This is a genomic window from Gordonia sp. DT219 (genome assembly GCF_049847065.1).
Classification (GTDB): domain Bacteria; phylum Actinomycetota; class Actinomycetes; order Mycobacteriales; family Mycobacteriaceae; genus Gordonia.
Map to the genome: position 1 here is coordinate 1 of NZ_JBNCNR010000014.1, position 13,048 is coordinate 13,048.

At 65.0% G+C, this 13,048-nt stretch carries 17 protein-coding genes and 1 tRNA gene; 8 read left to right on the forward strand and 10 right to left on the reverse strand.

What is annotated here, in order from left to right; all coding sequences use genetic code 11:
* Nucleotides 1–88 precede the first annotated feature (88 nt).
* Both ACPXB3_RS15900 and ACPXB3_RS15905 read left to right on the forward strand, forming a co-directional pair.
* Nucleotides 89–223: a hypothetical protein gene (locus ACPXB3_RS15900; RefSeq protein WP_425728367.1), complete on the forward strand. Its 135-nt coding sequence runs from the start codon at nt 89–91 to the stop codon at nt 221–223.
* 69 nt (nt 224–292) lie between these two features.
* Nucleotides 293–703, forward strand: coding sequence for a DUF2752 domain-containing protein (locus tag ACPXB3_RS15905; RefSeq protein WP_425704772.1), 411 nt, complete (start codon nt 293–295; stop codon nt 701–703).
* A 17-nt stretch (nt 704–720) separates the two neighbouring features.
* On the opposite strand, the gene arsC is transcribed toward ACPXB3_RS15905, so the two are convergent.
* The 3 genes from arsC to glmU all read right to left on the reverse strand — a co-directional run bounded on the left by arsC (nt 721) and on the right by glmU (nt 3,663).
* On the reverse strand, nt 721–1,062 hold the full coding sequence (gene arsC / locus ACPXB3_RS15910; RefSeq protein WP_425728369.1) for an arsenate reductase (glutaredoxin): 342 nt from the start codon (nt 1,060–1,062) through the stop codon (nt 721–723).
* 63 nt (nt 1,063–1,125) lie between these two features.
* Nucleotides 1,126–2,103 carry a ribose-phosphate diphosphokinase gene (locus ACPXB3_RS15915; protein WP_425704770.1) on the reverse strand — a complete coding sequence of 326 codons (978 nt, stop codon included), beginning with the start codon at nt 2,101–2,103 and terminating at the stop codon, nt 1,126–1,128.
* Between the two features lie 72 nt (nt 2,104–2,175).
* Nucleotides 2,176–3,663, reverse strand: coding sequence for a bifunctional UDP-N-acetylglucosamine diphosphorylase/glucosamine-1-phosphate N-acetyltransferase GlmU (gene glmU, locus ACPXB3_RS15920; RefSeq protein ID WP_425704769.1), 1,488 nt, complete (start codon nt 3,661–3,663; stop codon nt 2,176–2,178).
* A gap of 197 nt (nt 3,664–3,860) precedes the next feature.
* Here glmU and ACPXB3_RS15925 point away from each other — a divergent pair, with 197 nt between their 5' ends.
* The 3 genes from ACPXB3_RS15925 (at nt 3,861) to ACPXB3_RS15935 (ending at nt 5,540) form a co-directional block, all read left to right on the forward strand.
* Nucleotides 3,861–4,616, forward strand: coding sequence for an SDR family oxidoreductase (locus tag ACPXB3_RS15925; protein WP_425704768.1), 756 nt, complete (start codon nt 3,861–3,863; stop codon nt 4,614–4,616).
* Nucleotides 4,617–4,708: 92 nt separating this feature from the next.
* A tRNA-Gln gene (locus ACPXB3_RS15930) sits at nt 4,709–4,780 on the forward strand.
* 538 nt (nt 4,781–5,318) lie between these two features.
* A complete protein-coding gene (locus ACPXB3_RS15935) occupies nt 5,319–5,540 on the forward strand; it encodes a hypothetical protein (protein ID WP_425704755.1) in 222 nt (73 codons plus the stop codon).
* 315 nt (nt 5,541–5,855) lie between these two features.
* Here ACPXB3_RS15935 and ACPXB3_RS15940 read toward each other — a convergent pair whose 3' ends face one another.
* Together ACPXB3_RS15940 and ACPXB3_RS15945 are read right to left on the reverse strand one after the other, a co-directional pair.
* Nucleotides 5,856–6,305 carry a DUF2867 domain-containing protein gene (locus tag ACPXB3_RS15940; RefSeq protein ID WP_425704754.1) on the reverse strand — a complete coding sequence of 150 codons (450 nt, stop codon included), beginning with the start codon at nt 6,303–6,305 and terminating at the stop codon, nt 5,856–5,858.
* 98 nt (nt 6,306–6,403) lie between these two features.
* Complete coding sequence (locus ACPXB3_RS15945) at nt 6,404–6,985, reverse strand: hypothetical protein (protein ID WP_425728371.1); 582 nt, start codon at nt 6,983–6,985, stop codon at nt 6,404–6,406.
* 330 nt (nt 6,986–7,315) lie between these two features.
* Between ACPXB3_RS15945 and ACPXB3_RS15950 the strand changes: the two genes are divergently transcribed.
* A complete protein-coding gene (locus tag ACPXB3_RS15950) occupies nt 7,316–7,570 on the forward strand; it encodes a hypothetical protein (protein WP_425704752.1) in 255 nt (84 codons plus the stop codon).
* Between the two features lie 89 nt (nt 7,571–7,659).
* On the opposite strand, the gene ACPXB3_RS15955 is transcribed toward ACPXB3_RS15950, so the two are convergent.
* The 5 genes from ACPXB3_RS15955 to ACPXB3_RS15975 all read right to left on the reverse strand — a co-directional run bounded on the left by ACPXB3_RS15955 (nt 7,660) and on the right by ACPXB3_RS15975 (nt 11,935).
* Nucleotides 7,660–8,154, reverse strand: coding sequence for a hypothetical protein (locus tag ACPXB3_RS15955; protein ID WP_425704751.1), 495 nt, complete (start codon nt 8,152–8,154; stop codon nt 7,660–7,662).
* Complete coding sequence (locus tag ACPXB3_RS15960) at nt 8,151–8,498, reverse strand: hypothetical protein (RefSeq protein WP_425704750.1); 348 nt, start codon at nt 8,496–8,498, stop codon at nt 8,151–8,153. The genes ACPXB3_RS15955 and ACPXB3_RS15960 overlap by 4 nt, the downstream gene beginning before the upstream one ends.
* A gap of 32 nt (nt 8,499–8,530) precedes the next feature.
* Complete coding sequence (locus tag ACPXB3_RS15965) at nt 8,531–9,826, reverse strand: amidase domain-containing protein (RefSeq protein WP_425728373.1); 1,296 nt, start codon at nt 9,824–9,826, stop codon at nt 8,531–8,533.
* Nucleotides 9,827–9,933: 107 nt separating this feature from the next.
* Nucleotides 9,934–10,365, reverse strand: coding sequence for a hypothetical protein (locus tag ACPXB3_RS15970; RefSeq protein WP_425704748.1), 432 nt, complete (start codon nt 10,363–10,365; stop codon nt 9,934–9,936).
* Nucleotides 10,366–10,420: 55 nt separating this feature from the next.
* Nucleotides 10,421–11,935, reverse strand: coding sequence for an MFS transporter (locus ACPXB3_RS15975; protein WP_425728375.1), 1,515 nt, complete (start codon nt 11,933–11,935; stop codon nt 10,421–10,423).
* Between the two features lie 107 nt (nt 11,936–12,042).
* Between ACPXB3_RS15975 and ACPXB3_RS15980 the strand changes: the two genes are divergently transcribed.
* Both ACPXB3_RS15980 and ACPXB3_RS15985 read left to right on the forward strand, forming a co-directional pair.
* Nucleotides 12,043–12,444 (forward strand): winged helix-turn-helix transcriptional regulator, encoded by a 402-nt coding sequence (locus ACPXB3_RS15980; protein WP_425728377.1) that lies wholly within the window; start codon nt 12,043–12,045, stop codon nt 12,442–12,444.
* A gap of 120 nt (nt 12,445–12,564) precedes the next feature.
* A complete protein-coding gene (locus ACPXB3_RS15985; protein ID WP_425728379.1) occupies nt 12,565–12,828 on the forward strand; it encodes a hypothetical protein in 264 nt (87 codons plus the stop codon).
* Nucleotides 12,829–13,048 lie beyond the last annotated feature (220 nt).

Below are 13,048 nucleotides of genomic sequence, written 5' to 3' on the forward strand. Positions count from 1 at the left end.
TGTGGACCAAGACCGCCGAAGAGATACTCGAATCCCTCGGCAGACTTCTAAAACGAATTAACGGCGCGGGACACTAGCATTGGCGCCCATGACCTACCAGCAACCACCTGCGTTTGGATACGGCCAGCCCGCGGGCGGCTCCTTCTACGTCAACGTTCTCGGCCAGGAGTACGGCCCCCTCGGGATTGCCGAGCTGCAGCAGATGGCGCTCGCGGCATCATGATGCTGACGGGCAAGGTCACCGACTCCGACGGACGGCCGTTGGCCGACTGAGTCGGCAGAATTCGCCACCATGACCGTCGACACCGAGACCCGGACCCCGCGACTCGCGGCCAGTGAACTGGTCGCGGGCGTCGGGGTCGTCGGTGTCGGCGTGGCGTGCGCGCTGCCGTCGGCAGGTATCGAGCACGGTCCGATTCTGTGCCCGTTCCGGCTGGTGACGGGCCTGCCGTGTCCCGGATGCGGGCTGACCCGCGCGTGGGTCTATGCCTGCCACGGCGACTGGGCGCAGTCGTTCGCCGCGCATCCGTTCGGTCTGCCGATGGTCGCGGCGGTGCTGGCGCTCGCCGTGGCCGTGCTGGCCTGCCGCATCACCCGCCGACCGCCGCCACCGCTCACGCGGTTGTTGTGGAATCCGGTCACCAAACTCGTCGCGGTGGCCTGGGTGATCTTCGCCGTGGTGCGGCTGATCCTGGCGATCTGAGCCAGATCCCGGTCGGCTCAGAGGATCTCGTCGAGCAAATCGATCGGACGGCCCAGCCGTGTGCCCTTGTCGGTGACGACGAAGGGACGCTCCACGAGCACGGGGTGGGCAACCATCTCGTCGAGCAGCGTGTCCTCGGACGCGTCGGCGAGGTCGAGTTCTTTGTAGAGCGCCTCGCGTTTGCGGGCCGCCTGCTGTGCGCTCAGGCCCGCGTCGGTGAGCAGCGCTTCGAGCTGCGGACGCGTGTAGGGCTTGTCGAGGTATTTCACGATGGTGGGTTCGATTCCCGCATCGCGCAACTTCTCCAGGGCCTTGCGGGAGGTCGAGCACCGAGGGTTGTGGTAGATCGTCGCCTTCACGACTCACACCCTATTCGAGGTCGTCGGGGGGAGTGCGCCGCGACGCGCCCCGACGTCCCCGGTTCAGGCGATGCCGTCGAAAAGGCTTGTCACCGAACCGTTCTCGAATACCTCGCGGATGGTCTGGCCGAGCAGCGGGGCGATGGACAGGACGGTGAGCGTGTCGAAGCGCTTGTCCTGCGGGATCGGCAGCGTGTCGGTGGCGATGACCTCGGTGGCACCGCAGTTGGCGAGCCGTTCGGTGGCCGGATCGGAGAACACGGCGTGGGTGGTGGCGATGATGACGTCACCGGCGCCCGCGTCCTTGAGTTTGCTCACCGCGCCCGCGATGGTGCCGCCGGTGTCGATCATGTCGTCGATGAGCACGCAGGTGCGGCCCTCGACGTCGCCGACCACGCGGTGTGCCACGACCTGGTTGGCCACCAACGGGTCACGGGTCTTGTGGATGAACGCGACCGGTGCGCCGCCGAGCGCATCGGCCCACTTCTCGGCGACGCGCACGCGGCCGGAATCGGGGGAGACGATGGCGATGTTGTCGGTGCCGTATTTCTCGCGCACGTAGTCCGAGAGCTGACCCAACGCGTGCATGTGGTCGACCGGGCCGTCGAAGAAGCCCTGGATCTGGTCGGTGTGCAGGTCGACGGTGATGATGCGGTCGGCGCCCGCGGTCTTCATCAGGTCGGCGATGAGGCGAGCGGAGATGGGTTCACGGCCGCGGTGCTTCTTGTCCTGGCGGGCGTACGGGTAGAACGGCAGGATCACGCTGATCCGCTTGGCCGACCCGCGCTTGAGCGCGTCGATCATGATCAGCGCCTCCATCACCCACTCGTTGAGCGGGGCCGGGCAGCTCTGCAGCACGAAGGCATCCGATCCGCGTACCGACTCCTCGAAGCGGACGAACAGCTCACCGTTGGCGAAGTTGCGGGCGGTCTGCGGAGTCAGCTTGATGCCCAGTTCGTCGGCGACGGCCTGAGCGAGTTCGGGATGCGCACGCCCCGAGAACAGCATCAGGTTCTTCTGGTTGTCGGTCGTCCAGGTCATGAAAACTCTTCTACTCGGGGCTGGCTGGTCGTGGTCGGTGTTGCCGTGGCGGGTACTGCTGGGTCGGGCGGGCTACGACGGTGCGGGTCCGTCGATGGTCGGTGTCGAGGGCGTCTCGGTGGCCGAGCGGGCGGCCTGCGCGGCGGCCGTGTCCGGCCGCTTGCGAACCACCCATTCCTCGATGTTGCGTTGCGCGCCCGCCGATACCGCGAGCGCACCGGGCGGGACATCGTCGCGCACGACGGTACCCGCACCCGTGTACGCGCCGTCACCGACCTGCACAGGTGCGACGAACATGTTGTCAGAACCGGTCCGGCAGTTCGACCCGATGACCGTCTGATGCTTGTTCACGCCGTCGTAGTTGACGAACACGCTCGACGCCCCGATGTTCGATCGGTCGCCGATCGACGCATCCCCGACGTAGGTGAGGTGCGGCACCTTGCTGCCCGCGCCGATGATCGCGTTCTTCGTCTCCACAAAGGTGCCGATCTTGCCGTTGACGCCCAGGATGGTCCCCGGCCGCAGATAGGCGAACGGACCGACCGAGGCGCCGTCGCCGATCGCCGCATTGCTGCCGTGGGTCCGGATGACCTGCGCGCCGCGGCCGACGACGACGTCGGTGAGAGTCGAATCGGGACCGACGACGGCGTCCGAACCGATCGCGGTGACGCCGTGCAGCTGGGTTCCCGGATCGATGCGCACGTCCTCCCCGATCGTGACGTCGATGTCGATCCAGGTGGTGGCGGGATCGGCGACGGTCACCCCGGCGAGCTGATGGCGACGGATGATGCGCCGGTTGAGTTCGGCGGCGAGCTCGGCGAGCTGGGCGCGATCGTTGCAGCCGGCGACGAGCATCGGATCGCCGATAGTGAAGGCGCGCACGGCTTTTCCGTGGTTTCGGGCGATCTCCACGACGTCGGTGAGGTAGAACTCGCCCTGCTCGTTGTTTGTCGAGAGACCGGCCAGCGCAGTACGCAGGGTGGCCGCGTCGAAGGCGTATACCCCGGCGTTGAGCTCTGTGATGGCGAGTTGCTCGGGCGAGGCGTCCTTGTGTTCGACGATTGCGTGGACGTTCCCGTCGCCGTCACGGACGATCCGGCCGTAGCCGTTCGGGTCCTCGGCGGTGAATCCCGTGACGGTCACCGCGGCCCCGCCGTCGGCGGCGTGGGTCTCGACGAGGGCCCGCAGGGTCGGCGCGTCGAGCAGCGGGACGTCGGCGGCGGTGACGACGACGGTGCCGTCGAAGTCGCCGGGCAGCGCGGTGAGCCCGGCCCGGGCGGCGTCGCCGGTACCGAGCGGCGCGTCCTGCACGGCGATGGTGACGCCGGTGCCGAGTCCCTTGGCGGTCGCGGTGATCGAGTCGGACACGCGTTCACGTTCGTGGCCGACGACGGCGACCAGATGCGTGGGGGCGATGCCGTCGGCGCCGTGCAGGGCGTGTCCGACGAGCGTGCGTCCGGCGATGGTGTGCAGGATCTTCGGCGTCTTCGACCGCATCCGCGTGCCCGCTCCGGCGGCGAGGACGATGACGGCGGTCGTCGTCGGGGACGTCTGTGTCATGTAGACCTCCGATGGAGCTGGGTCCGGTGAGTTCGGGCGAGAGTCGGGCGGTCCCGTATCGGGCTTCGCCGCGCGGGCAACGTCTGGATACTACTGAGTGGTTCGCGGCGCCCGACCCCGTCCCCCGGTGCGAACGCTGCCTGATAGAACCAAAGGGACTCACGTCACACTCGACGGAAACCAATGAAGGGAAGCCGATGAGCACCCAGAAGACAGCAATCGTGACCGGTTCGGCACGCGGGATCGGCGCGGCCGTCGCCAAACGACTCGCCGCCGACGGACTCGCCGTCGCCGTGCTCGATCTCGACGAGGCGGCCTGCGCCGACACCGTCAAGGCCATCACCGACGCGGGCGGCAAGGCCATCGCCGTGGGCGCGGACGTGTCCGACGAGGCGTCGGTCGGCGCGGCGGTGGACAAGGTCGTCGCCGAGCTCGGTGCCCCGACCGTCGTGGTCAACAACGCCGGCGTGCTGCGCGACAACCTGCTGTTCAAGATGAGCGTGGACGACTGGGACACCGTGATGGCCGTCCACCTGCGCGGCGCGTTCAACGTCACGAAGGCCGCGCAGAAGCACATGGTCGACGCGGGCTGGGGTCGCATCGTGAACCTGTCGAGCACCTCGGCGCTGGGTAACCGCGGTCAGTCCAACTACTCCGCGGCCAAGGCGGGTATGCAGGGCTTCACCAAGACCCTCGCCATCGAGCTCGGCAAGTTCGGCGTCACCGCCAACGCCATCGCCCCCGGCTTCATCGAGACCGAGATGACCGCGGCCACCGCTGCCCGGGTCGGCGTTCCGTTCGAGGATTTCAAGCGTGCCGCCGCCGCGGAGATCCCGGTCAACCGCACCGGCGTGCCCGAGGACATCGCCCACACCGCATCGTTCTTCATCAGCGAGGGCGCCGGATTCGTCTCCGGCCAGGTGGTCTACGTCGCCGGTGGTCCGAAGGACTGAGGTCTGCGTTCCCGCGCACCGCGAGTCGGCGCGTGCGCGGGAATCGATGCGGACCCGTGCGTAGCGCTGTGGCACAATCGGGTCCGCAACAATCCCCCATGGTGTAATCGGCAACACTTCTGATTTTGGTTCAGGCATTCCAGGTTCGAGTCCTGGTGGGGGAGCAACGAGAAAGACCAGCTCAGAGCCGGTTTTGCTCACGCGCCGCAACCCTCGTGTCGACTAAGTGTCGATATCGCGCACCATCGAACTTCCTCGTTCTGTGGCCGCTTTGCATCTCAGCGAGCGCGGAGGTGGGTTACGGGGACGAATTGCTTCCCGACACTCGATACGAGCTAACTCAGGTCGGCCGATCCTGGGGGATCATGTGCTAATGGCATTCATCGGCGGAGCCGATCTCACCGCCTTGATCGACGATCAAAGTGCGGACGTCCTTTCATATAGCCGTGGGTACATCGAGGTCACGGATAGCGGAGGGCGTGTCCTGGCTCGCGGAGTCTGCGCCGGACTGAGCCTCACAACGCAACTCGTACTCCCGGAATATGGACCCGCAATAGCGCCCAACGTCCCGGCGAGTGAGGGTGCCATTTGGGATTTTTTAGATCGGATGCCTCTCCGGTACGCGCCCGGACAGGGAGTCCGAGTGTTGAGTAACGAAGACCCGAGTGGCTGGCGGACGACCCGGAGTTTGATCTGATCGAGGTGAGCGCGGAGACCGAGGCGTTGGTGGAGCGGGTTTGGCCGAACGTGAGCGCGGCATGGCAGGTGAGCGCGGAGCTGATCGTCGAGGCGCGGGTGTCAGAAGGTTTGCCGGTTCCGTCGGGTCCTGATGATCCGCTGGCGGTGATGGTGGCCGCCCTCGTCGATCAGGACATGGCGCATGACGCCGATGTGCGCGCGCAAGCAAAGCGCATGAGAGGTTAGCCAACGGCCACGGCCGGAACGGAATTCGCGCAATCTGCGAGCGAGCCCGCGGCAAGGTCTCCTCGTCGATGCTATGCTCGTCGACGAGCAAGGTATGGATTCTCCGAACTCTCCCCCCGAGTTCCGACGATCCGTCTGGCCCCAGGTTTGGCTACGGCACCCTGGGGTTGCTCTCTTTCTGGGGCTCCGCTCTTTCTGGGGCTGGGACTACGTATTCTTTCGGGGACCATCACCCTGGTGAGGCCCGGTCGCTCCGACCTCGCGAGACCTGCGACGGCGACTACTACCTATACCTACTCTTGCCTCCCCGACGGCTTACCCGTCGAGGCGAACGCCCGACATGGCCGAACGGAGGACTGAGGTCATGACTGCTTTGTGTGCCGGCCGAATGATGGTTGCGTAGGCGGCTCCCAGGCAGTCCACGCTGTGGGTCTGAGTTTCCAGAACTCCGTAGGAAACTCCCGACCGCAGCTCGACGCGGAACGTTGATTCGAACACTATCCGCCTGTCGGCATTTCCTCCTCGCACGATCGAAGAGTTGACCTCGGAGAACACGAATGGTCCTGCAGTCCCACCGGGGATGACTTCGACGTTTCGCGATCGGGAAGGTTGAGTGGCAAAGCCCAATCGACCCATGAACCTGTCGCGCAGGTCCAACACGCGGGTGAGCCACCGCGGCGCATGACTCAACACCTGCACCGTGAAGTCGGTTGCGGTCCAACCCGACGGGACCGGCACGCGATGTGTGTCGGAATATGCGACCACGCCTGCACTCCTTTCAGTGACCTATCCGTCGACCACAGATGACCGTGATCGATGGCAACACATTCTTGGGGTGAATATTGCACTGGGTTCGGTGTCGTTCAGTCTGGCGATGGGTACCTACTCTTGACCCCCACACCCTGGGTACCGTGGACGGTTCCGTCCTTGAGTACGACGACAGAGCAGCCGAAGGCGCTGTCACGCTGGAGACTGACCGAGTCAACAATGTCGGGAATCGTCAAGTCGCCGCTGACTTCCCACGTCACGCGGACGTCGTCTTTTGTCTTGTTCAGGTCGGAGAGTATCTGGGCTGCATCTTCGTCGACGACGGACTTGACGGTGGCGATGTGAGAGGGCTCGGTGGTTGCCGCGATACGCGCGATGTGGGCGGCGGTGAGGCCGTCGTCTCCGGGGACCAGGCGAGAGATGATCGAGTGCCGTGTGGAGGCGATGCAGTTGTCGATGGCGTCTTGGCGGTGGAAGTAGGCGTTCTGGTAGGCCAGCCGGTAGGTGAGGAATCCTCCGCCGATGAGGACGATGGGGATGAGCAGGAATGCGACGGCGCGCCAGTTGATGGGGGTGGGCAGGCGGACCGGTGCGCGTGTGACCGGGGTGTGGGAGGCATCGACTAGGAGGTTGCGATTGTCGCCCTGGTGTGGGTGGTCAGGCCGCGTCGTGGGCACTGTTCGGCTCCCGCTGGTAGATCGTCGGCGGCGTCGGGCGACATGCCGACATCGCGTCGCGCAACGCGGGAGGTCGGACCATGGTGGAGAAGTCTAATTGGTCGAAATAGCTCGCGGGCAATGACTCCCGACGATGTCCAGATTGGGCGGTGACCGGGGCGGTGTCGCTGCCGACTCGGGTGGTACGCACCGAACGGAGTTGCCGCTGCGGCGGAATGTTTCCGGCGAGATGCCCTTGGGTGACGCTGGACACGTTCGCGTGCAGATCGGCGTGTCGGCCGCGTCTACACCTCCTGACTGCCGATGGGACGCACAAGGGAGGTGGGCGGCATGAGACTGGCCGATAGGGGTGAGGACGCATCCGCACCTGCGATGCGCAACGCCGGAGCGTGGGCAGGCGTCGTCCGCGCGGTGCTGTTTGTCATCGGTTGTGGACTGCTGGCGGAAGCGTTGCTGCACATCGGGGATCTCGGGCCGTGGACGCAGCGATGGGGCATCGTGCCGGTGGGTGCGGCATTTGTCGTGGTCCTCGCGCTCGGTGTCTCTTCGTCTGCATTGGTGCCGCCGCCATCGTGGGTTGGCTGATCGGTTGAGGTGTGGCGGGGAATGCCAAGGGCGACAATGGCGTTGCATTCCCGTTGCTGATCGGAGTGGTTGGGCTCGCTCGGTCGCGGTTACGGAGACTTTTGGTCGATACCTGCGATTTGGGGGCCGTGGACGGTTCCGTCATCGAGTACGACGATCGAGCAACCGAAGGTGCTGTAGTGTTGAAGGACGGTCGAGTCGCCAACGTCGGGAATTGTTAATTCACCCAGTACTTCCCAGGTAACGCGGACGTCGTCCTTTGTCTTTTTCAAGTCGAAGAGGATTCTCGCTGCATCTTCGTCGACCACCGATTTGACGGTTCTCGCATGGGAAGGCTCGGCGGTTGCCGCGATATGTGCGATGTCGGTGGCAGTGAGGCCGCTCTGCCCTGGAACCATGAAGAAGCTGATGGAGCGCCGTGCGGCGGCGATACAGTTGTCGATGGCGTCTTGGCGGTGGAGGTAGGCGTTCTGGTAGGCCAGCCGGTAGGTGAGGAATCCTCCGCCGATGAGGACGATGGGGATGAGCAGAAATGCGACGGCGCGCCACCTGATGGGGGCGCGAAGTCGAGAGAATGGGCTCATGCGCCAGGTAGCGGCGGTTTGGTCAGCCCATTGAGGGCGGACAGTTCTCGATTGAAGCCGGTAGTGTTGCCTTCGTCGGCGGCTGCAATTGTTTGAGCGGCGTCGATAATGGACCGGGCGTTCGCGGCCAGATCCCGAATGAACTTATTGATTTCGTCGTGAAGTTGGCTGGAATATGCGGTGAGTGCGGGGCCTGCGGCGAATCCCGGGTTGGCGGCCGCCGCTGGCTCCTGGGAGGTGAAGAAGGTGTTTGTCTTGATGGTGGCCTCTGAACTCAGCGAATCGAGTTGATGGCCAGTGGATTTGACTGCTTCGGGACGGATACTGAGGTTGTCATCGCTCATAGTAGGCTCCTGCTTTGTGTCTCATTTTGTGGTCACCATGTGCGCTTGGGAGTGACGATCGTGATGTGTTGCTGGCCTTCAGATTGCGACACTTCAGGAAGTCGCCCTTGTAATGCGAGATCGGTGTCGTTGGAGGTGTGTTGGGTATAGACCACCTGGCCATCGGGTAGGACTCCGGTCACGATAGCGGCATGGTGGGCCTGACCTGGGGTCATCGGGTCACCATCCTCGGTCACCCCGTGCTGTGTGTACTCCCAATAGGAGAGGTCACCGGGACGTGCTTGGTTCGGCGAAATACTGGCGCCGCCGTGGTGGAGGAAGAAGTCTCTCTGCGCATTGGCTAGCGACCAGCTCTTGGTGTGGGTAAGCCCGGGGAAATTATCACTGATGCCGAGCGGGTCGAGATATGGGTCATCATCAACACCCCAGCCATCGTGGTCGAAGCGTGCAAAAGAGTGATCGCTCTTATAGGGAAGCGAGCCCCCTTCACTTAGAGCGTATGACACGAAGTTCGCGCAGTTGTTCGGGTAGTCGTCAATCGAATCGTCGTTCCTGTGTGCGAGTGCCCATCGAACGGCGCCGACGGAGCTGAAGCCATTTTCGGGTCGGTCGATGGCCGCCTTGACGGTGTCGGGTATGCCGTTCAAGTCGAAAATCTCTACCGGGCAGGCTCGTTCGAAGTCGTTCTGCTGTTGTGGTGTGAGGCTTAACCACCAGCGGAAGGCTTCCTCCCGAGTCGCACCGGACGGTATCAGGTCGCGCATCTCTTGGAGTGCCTTGGCGATTCCGATCTTCTGTTGTGCCTCTTGGGCAGCCTTTAGTGTCGTCGAGTCGTTGTCATCCGCTTTGAGTATCTGTAGCGCCGTCGTGCAGTCCCCATCGGCTCGTGTAGCAGCGGCAAGAGCGGCCTGGATCATCTCGGTGGCTTCGTCTTGCACGAAGCACAGCATAATGTCGCCCGCTTGCTCGTCGGGGATTGTCACAACACCGGTGGTGTTGTCGACATCAAGGCCTCGGGACCGTGCGTAGTCGACCGCGGCATGTAGTTCGCGCTGGGCAACACCGACCGCATGCCCCAGCGTGTCGAGCGGATCGACGACTCCCCGCGCGAGGATCGATGCGACTTGGGATCGGTTTGCGATCCGAACGAGGGAGTCATGCGCCGCGCCGAACGCCTGCCCCGACCAGTTGTCGGTGAGTGGGCGTGTGCCGTTGTAGTGGATGTCGTCTTCGATCCGTTCGCACTGCTTGGCGGCCGCTAGCAGATCGTCGGCTGCGCTGATCCACATGTCGGGTTTCGCGTTGAGCAATTCGGGAAAGGTGACCACGGTTTGGGAAGTCTAGTCCGTCGAAGGCGTTGGCAGGCAACAGGTCCCGACTGTCCAAGTTGGCCGTTTCGGGCAGTTTGCCGGTGTTCTCGGATAGCTGCCGTCTTCTAGCCCGGCTGTCCGGACCGAGCGGGAGTGGTTCGTCGGAAGTAGATGGCGAGGACGACACGAACGACAACTGCGTAGGCAAAGGACAGCGGTCCGATGATGATGCCGGCGCCGAACCACGCCAGGCCGGAGACCGTCACGGTGAAGGCTGTGGCTACCAGCGTGACCCACGCGTTTTCGGCCGCCATCCATGGGGTGAGCCATGGCACGACGACTGCGGCAATCAAGAGCGCGGGAAAAGGTACGAGCAGGAGTGGATAGCCCAGGCCGTCCGGCGCGCAGACTGCCGTCACGACGAGGGCTACCACCAGCAGCACCACCCATGCGACCCAAAAGGTCAGCGCGACATGGCTGTTCGGCTGCGGCCAAGAAATGCCTCGCCGATTGACCGGCGATCGGCGCGGTGTATCTGCGGGCTCGGTGGTGCTCACCGAACAGGACACTACCGCCCCGGGTTCGGTGAGCTTCACCATCGCGAGTCGTGCATCAGGCGGCGATGGGGCCGTCATGTTTGGGAATGGTGGGCAGCAGGACGAGTGCGACGAGCAGTGCGGCGAGGGCGAACCCGGCGCCGGCGGCAAACCCGTCGTGGAAGACCGTCGTCCGCGCCGCCGCTATGAGCGCTGGGTGGCCGCCGGCGGCCGCGGTGAGCTCGTCGACACGGCGGAATGCGTAGGTGGCCGCAACCGCGACGCCCAGGGCGCCGCCGACCTCTTGGCTGGTGTTGATCAGACCGGCGGCGAGCCCGGCCCGCTCCTCGGGGACGCCGACCTGGGCGGCGATCTGGAGCGGGACGAAGGAGAGTCCCATGCCGATGCCGGTGAGCAGGAACACCGGGAGCACACCGGTGAGATAGGAGGCCGAGCTCGGCATCCGTGCCAGCAGCACCAGCGCGGTGACCACCAAGACGAGTCCGACGACGAGGACGATCTTCCCCGGAACCTTGGCCACCAGACCCGAGGCGACGCCGGCGCCGACGGCGACCACGAGTGCAAGCGGGACGTAGGCCAACCCGGTCTGCAGCGGCGAGTAACCCAGAACCTGCTGCAGGAACAGGCTGGCGAAGAAGAAGACGGTCACCACCGTCCCGAGCAGGAAGAGTGTGGCCAGGTTCGCGTACCGCAGGGTCCGGATGGCGAACACGGCGAAGGGCACCAACGGCGCGGCAGCCCGGCGCTCCACCACCACGAACCCGGCCAGAAGCGCAGCAGCCACCCCGAGGCAGACCAGAACGACCACATCGGTCCGCCCGTGACCGATGGCTTCCTCCAACGCGTAGAGCAGGGTCAGCAGTCCACCGGTGAGCAGCACCGTGCCGAAGGTGTCGAAGCGTTGGCGTGGCCCGCGGCTCTCCGGCAGCACGCGGGGTGCGAGAAGCACCGCGGCCAGCGCGATCGGGACGTTGATGAAGAAGATCCATCGCCACCCGGGACCGTCGGACAAGACCCCACCCAGAGTCACGCCGGCCACCGACGCGATGCCGGTCAACGCGCCCCACACGCCCAGCGCCTTCGCGCGTTCCTTGCCGCCGACGAACGTCGTGGTCAGGGTCGAGAGGGCGGCCGGTGCGATCATCGCCGAGCCCAGGCCCTGCAGGCCACGCGCGGCGAACAGCAGGCTCTGGTCCTGCGCGATCCCGGCAGCCAGGGACGCGGCCCCGAAGACTGCGAGGCCGACCTGCAGCATCCGGCGGCGGCCGAACATGTCGGCCAAGCGAGAGCCGAACAGCAGGCACCCGCCGAGAACGGTGCCGTAGAGCGTCACGACGTAGGGCAGGTTCACCTCGTGGATGCCCAGCGCTTCGGCGATCGACGGCAACGCGACATTCACGATGCTGACATCGAGGAACACCATGAACTGCGCGATCGACAAGAAGGCCAGCACCAAGCCGGGTCGCGTCACGCCGGCCGCGATGCCCGGTCGATCAGCATCAACCGGCGGGTCGACGGACTGTATTGGCTGAGCAGGTAGCTCACGTTTCGTGTGGCTGTGGTCGGACATGGTCGTCTCCTTGGGAAAGTGGTCGTGCGGAAGCAGACACGAGACGACGATAGTTCCCTGCGTACACTAGGTACCTAGAGGAAACCGACACGAGTGTGAGGCAGATCATGACGACGCATGCCGACCTTGAGGACGAACAGACCGGCCACTCCGCGGCTGGCGGCTGTCCGATCACGCCCGTGGTCGACATCGTCTTCAGCCGCTGGACCACGCCGATCCTCTGGCAGCTGAACAGTCATGGGCGGCAACGGTTCAACGACCTTCGCGACCTTGTCGGCGGTATCACGGCCAAGGTCCTCACCCAGCGTCTCCGGCAGCTCGAGCGCGACGGCCTGGTCACCCGGACGACCTACCCCGAGATCCCGCCGCGGGTCGAATACGAGATCACCGACCTCGGCCGCAGTCTCTCGCCGGTCTTCGCCGCACTCGTCAAGTGGTCTGACGAGCGCCTCGACCACGTGCTCGGCTCCCGCGCCGCCTACGACGCATCCGATCGGCCCATGCCCTAGCTGCTCCCGCCTCACCGGTCGACGCGTAGGTGACGCCGGACACGTTCGCGTGCAGATCGGCGTGCCTGCCGCGTCTACACCTCGTGACTGCCGCGGAGACGCACAAGGGAGGTGGGTGGCATGAGATGGGGTGACACGGGTGAGGACGCATCCGCACCTGCGATGGGTAACGCCGGAACGTGGGCCAACGTCGTTCGCGCGATGCTTTTCGTCATCGGTTGTGGACTGCTGGCGGAAGCGTTGCTGCACATCGGGGATCTCGGGCCGTGGGCACAGCGGTGGGGCGTCGTGCCGGTGGGCGCGATATTCGTCGTGGTCCTCGCGCTGGGCGTCTACTTCTTCTACCTCGGGGCCGCTGCCATCGTCGGCTGGCTGATCGGCTGAGAAGATAAGCGGTTGAGACAGAGCGGGTTTGGCATTCATGGCTCCATGAGGTCCAGCGCATGCGCGGTGGACGTCAGCGCATCTCCGATGTCGTCGACCGACCGAGGCGGATCGGCCTGGGCCGGAACGGCATCGGCGTTGCACGCTCCCGCTGGATATGGCCCGAGCGTGCTTCGCCATGGGCGAGCCCGGTCGCCGACACGCCGCCGGTTTGCGGAGT

What these genes read in the sequence shown, in the direction of transcription:
- ACPXB3_RS15900 (WP_425728367.1), top strand. Translation starts at nt 89, where the DNA reads ATGACCTACCAGCAACCACCTGCGTTTGGATACGGCCAGCCCGCGGGC.
- ACPXB3_RS15905 (WP_425704772.1), top strand. Translation starts at nt 293, where the DNA reads ATGACCGTCGACACCGAGACCCGGACCCCGCGACTCGCGGCCAGTGAA.
- ACPXB3_RS15915 (WP_425704770.1), bottom strand. Translation starts at nt 2,103, where the DNA reads ATGACCTGGACGACCGACAACCAGAAGAACCTGATGCTGTTCTCGGGG.
- glmU (WP_425704769.1), bottom strand. Translation starts at nt 3,663, where the DNA reads ATGACACAGACGTCCCCGACGACGACCGCCGTCATCGTCCTCGCCGCC.
- ACPXB3_RS15925 (WP_425704768.1), top strand. Translation starts at nt 3,861, where the DNA reads ATGAGCACCCAGAAGACAGCAATCGTGACCGGTTCGGCACGCGGGATC.
- ACPXB3_RS15950 (WP_425704752.1), top strand. Translation starts at nt 7,316, where the DNA reads ATGAGACTGGCCGATAGGGGTGAGGACGCATCCGCACCTGCGATGCGC.
- ACPXB3_RS15955 (WP_425704751.1), bottom strand. Translation starts at nt 8,154, where the DNA reads ATGAGCCCATTCTCTCGACTTCGCGCCCCCATCAGGTGGCGCGCCGTC.
- ACPXB3_RS15960 (WP_425704750.1), bottom strand. Translation starts at nt 8,498, where the DNA reads ATGAGCGATGACAACCTCAGTATCCGTCCCGAAGCAGTCAAATCCACT.
- ACPXB3_RS15975 (WP_425728375.1), bottom strand. Translation starts at nt 11,935, where the DNA reads ATGTCCGACCACAGCCACACGAAACGTGAGCTACCTGCTCAGCCAATA.
- ACPXB3_RS15980 (WP_425728377.1), top strand. Translation starts at nt 12,043, where the DNA reads ATGACGACGCATGCCGACCTTGAGGACGAACAGACCGGCCACTCCGCG.
- ACPXB3_RS15985 (WP_425728379.1), top strand. Translation starts at nt 12,565, where the DNA reads ATGAGATGGGGTGACACGGGTGAGGACGCATCCGCACCTGCGATGGGT.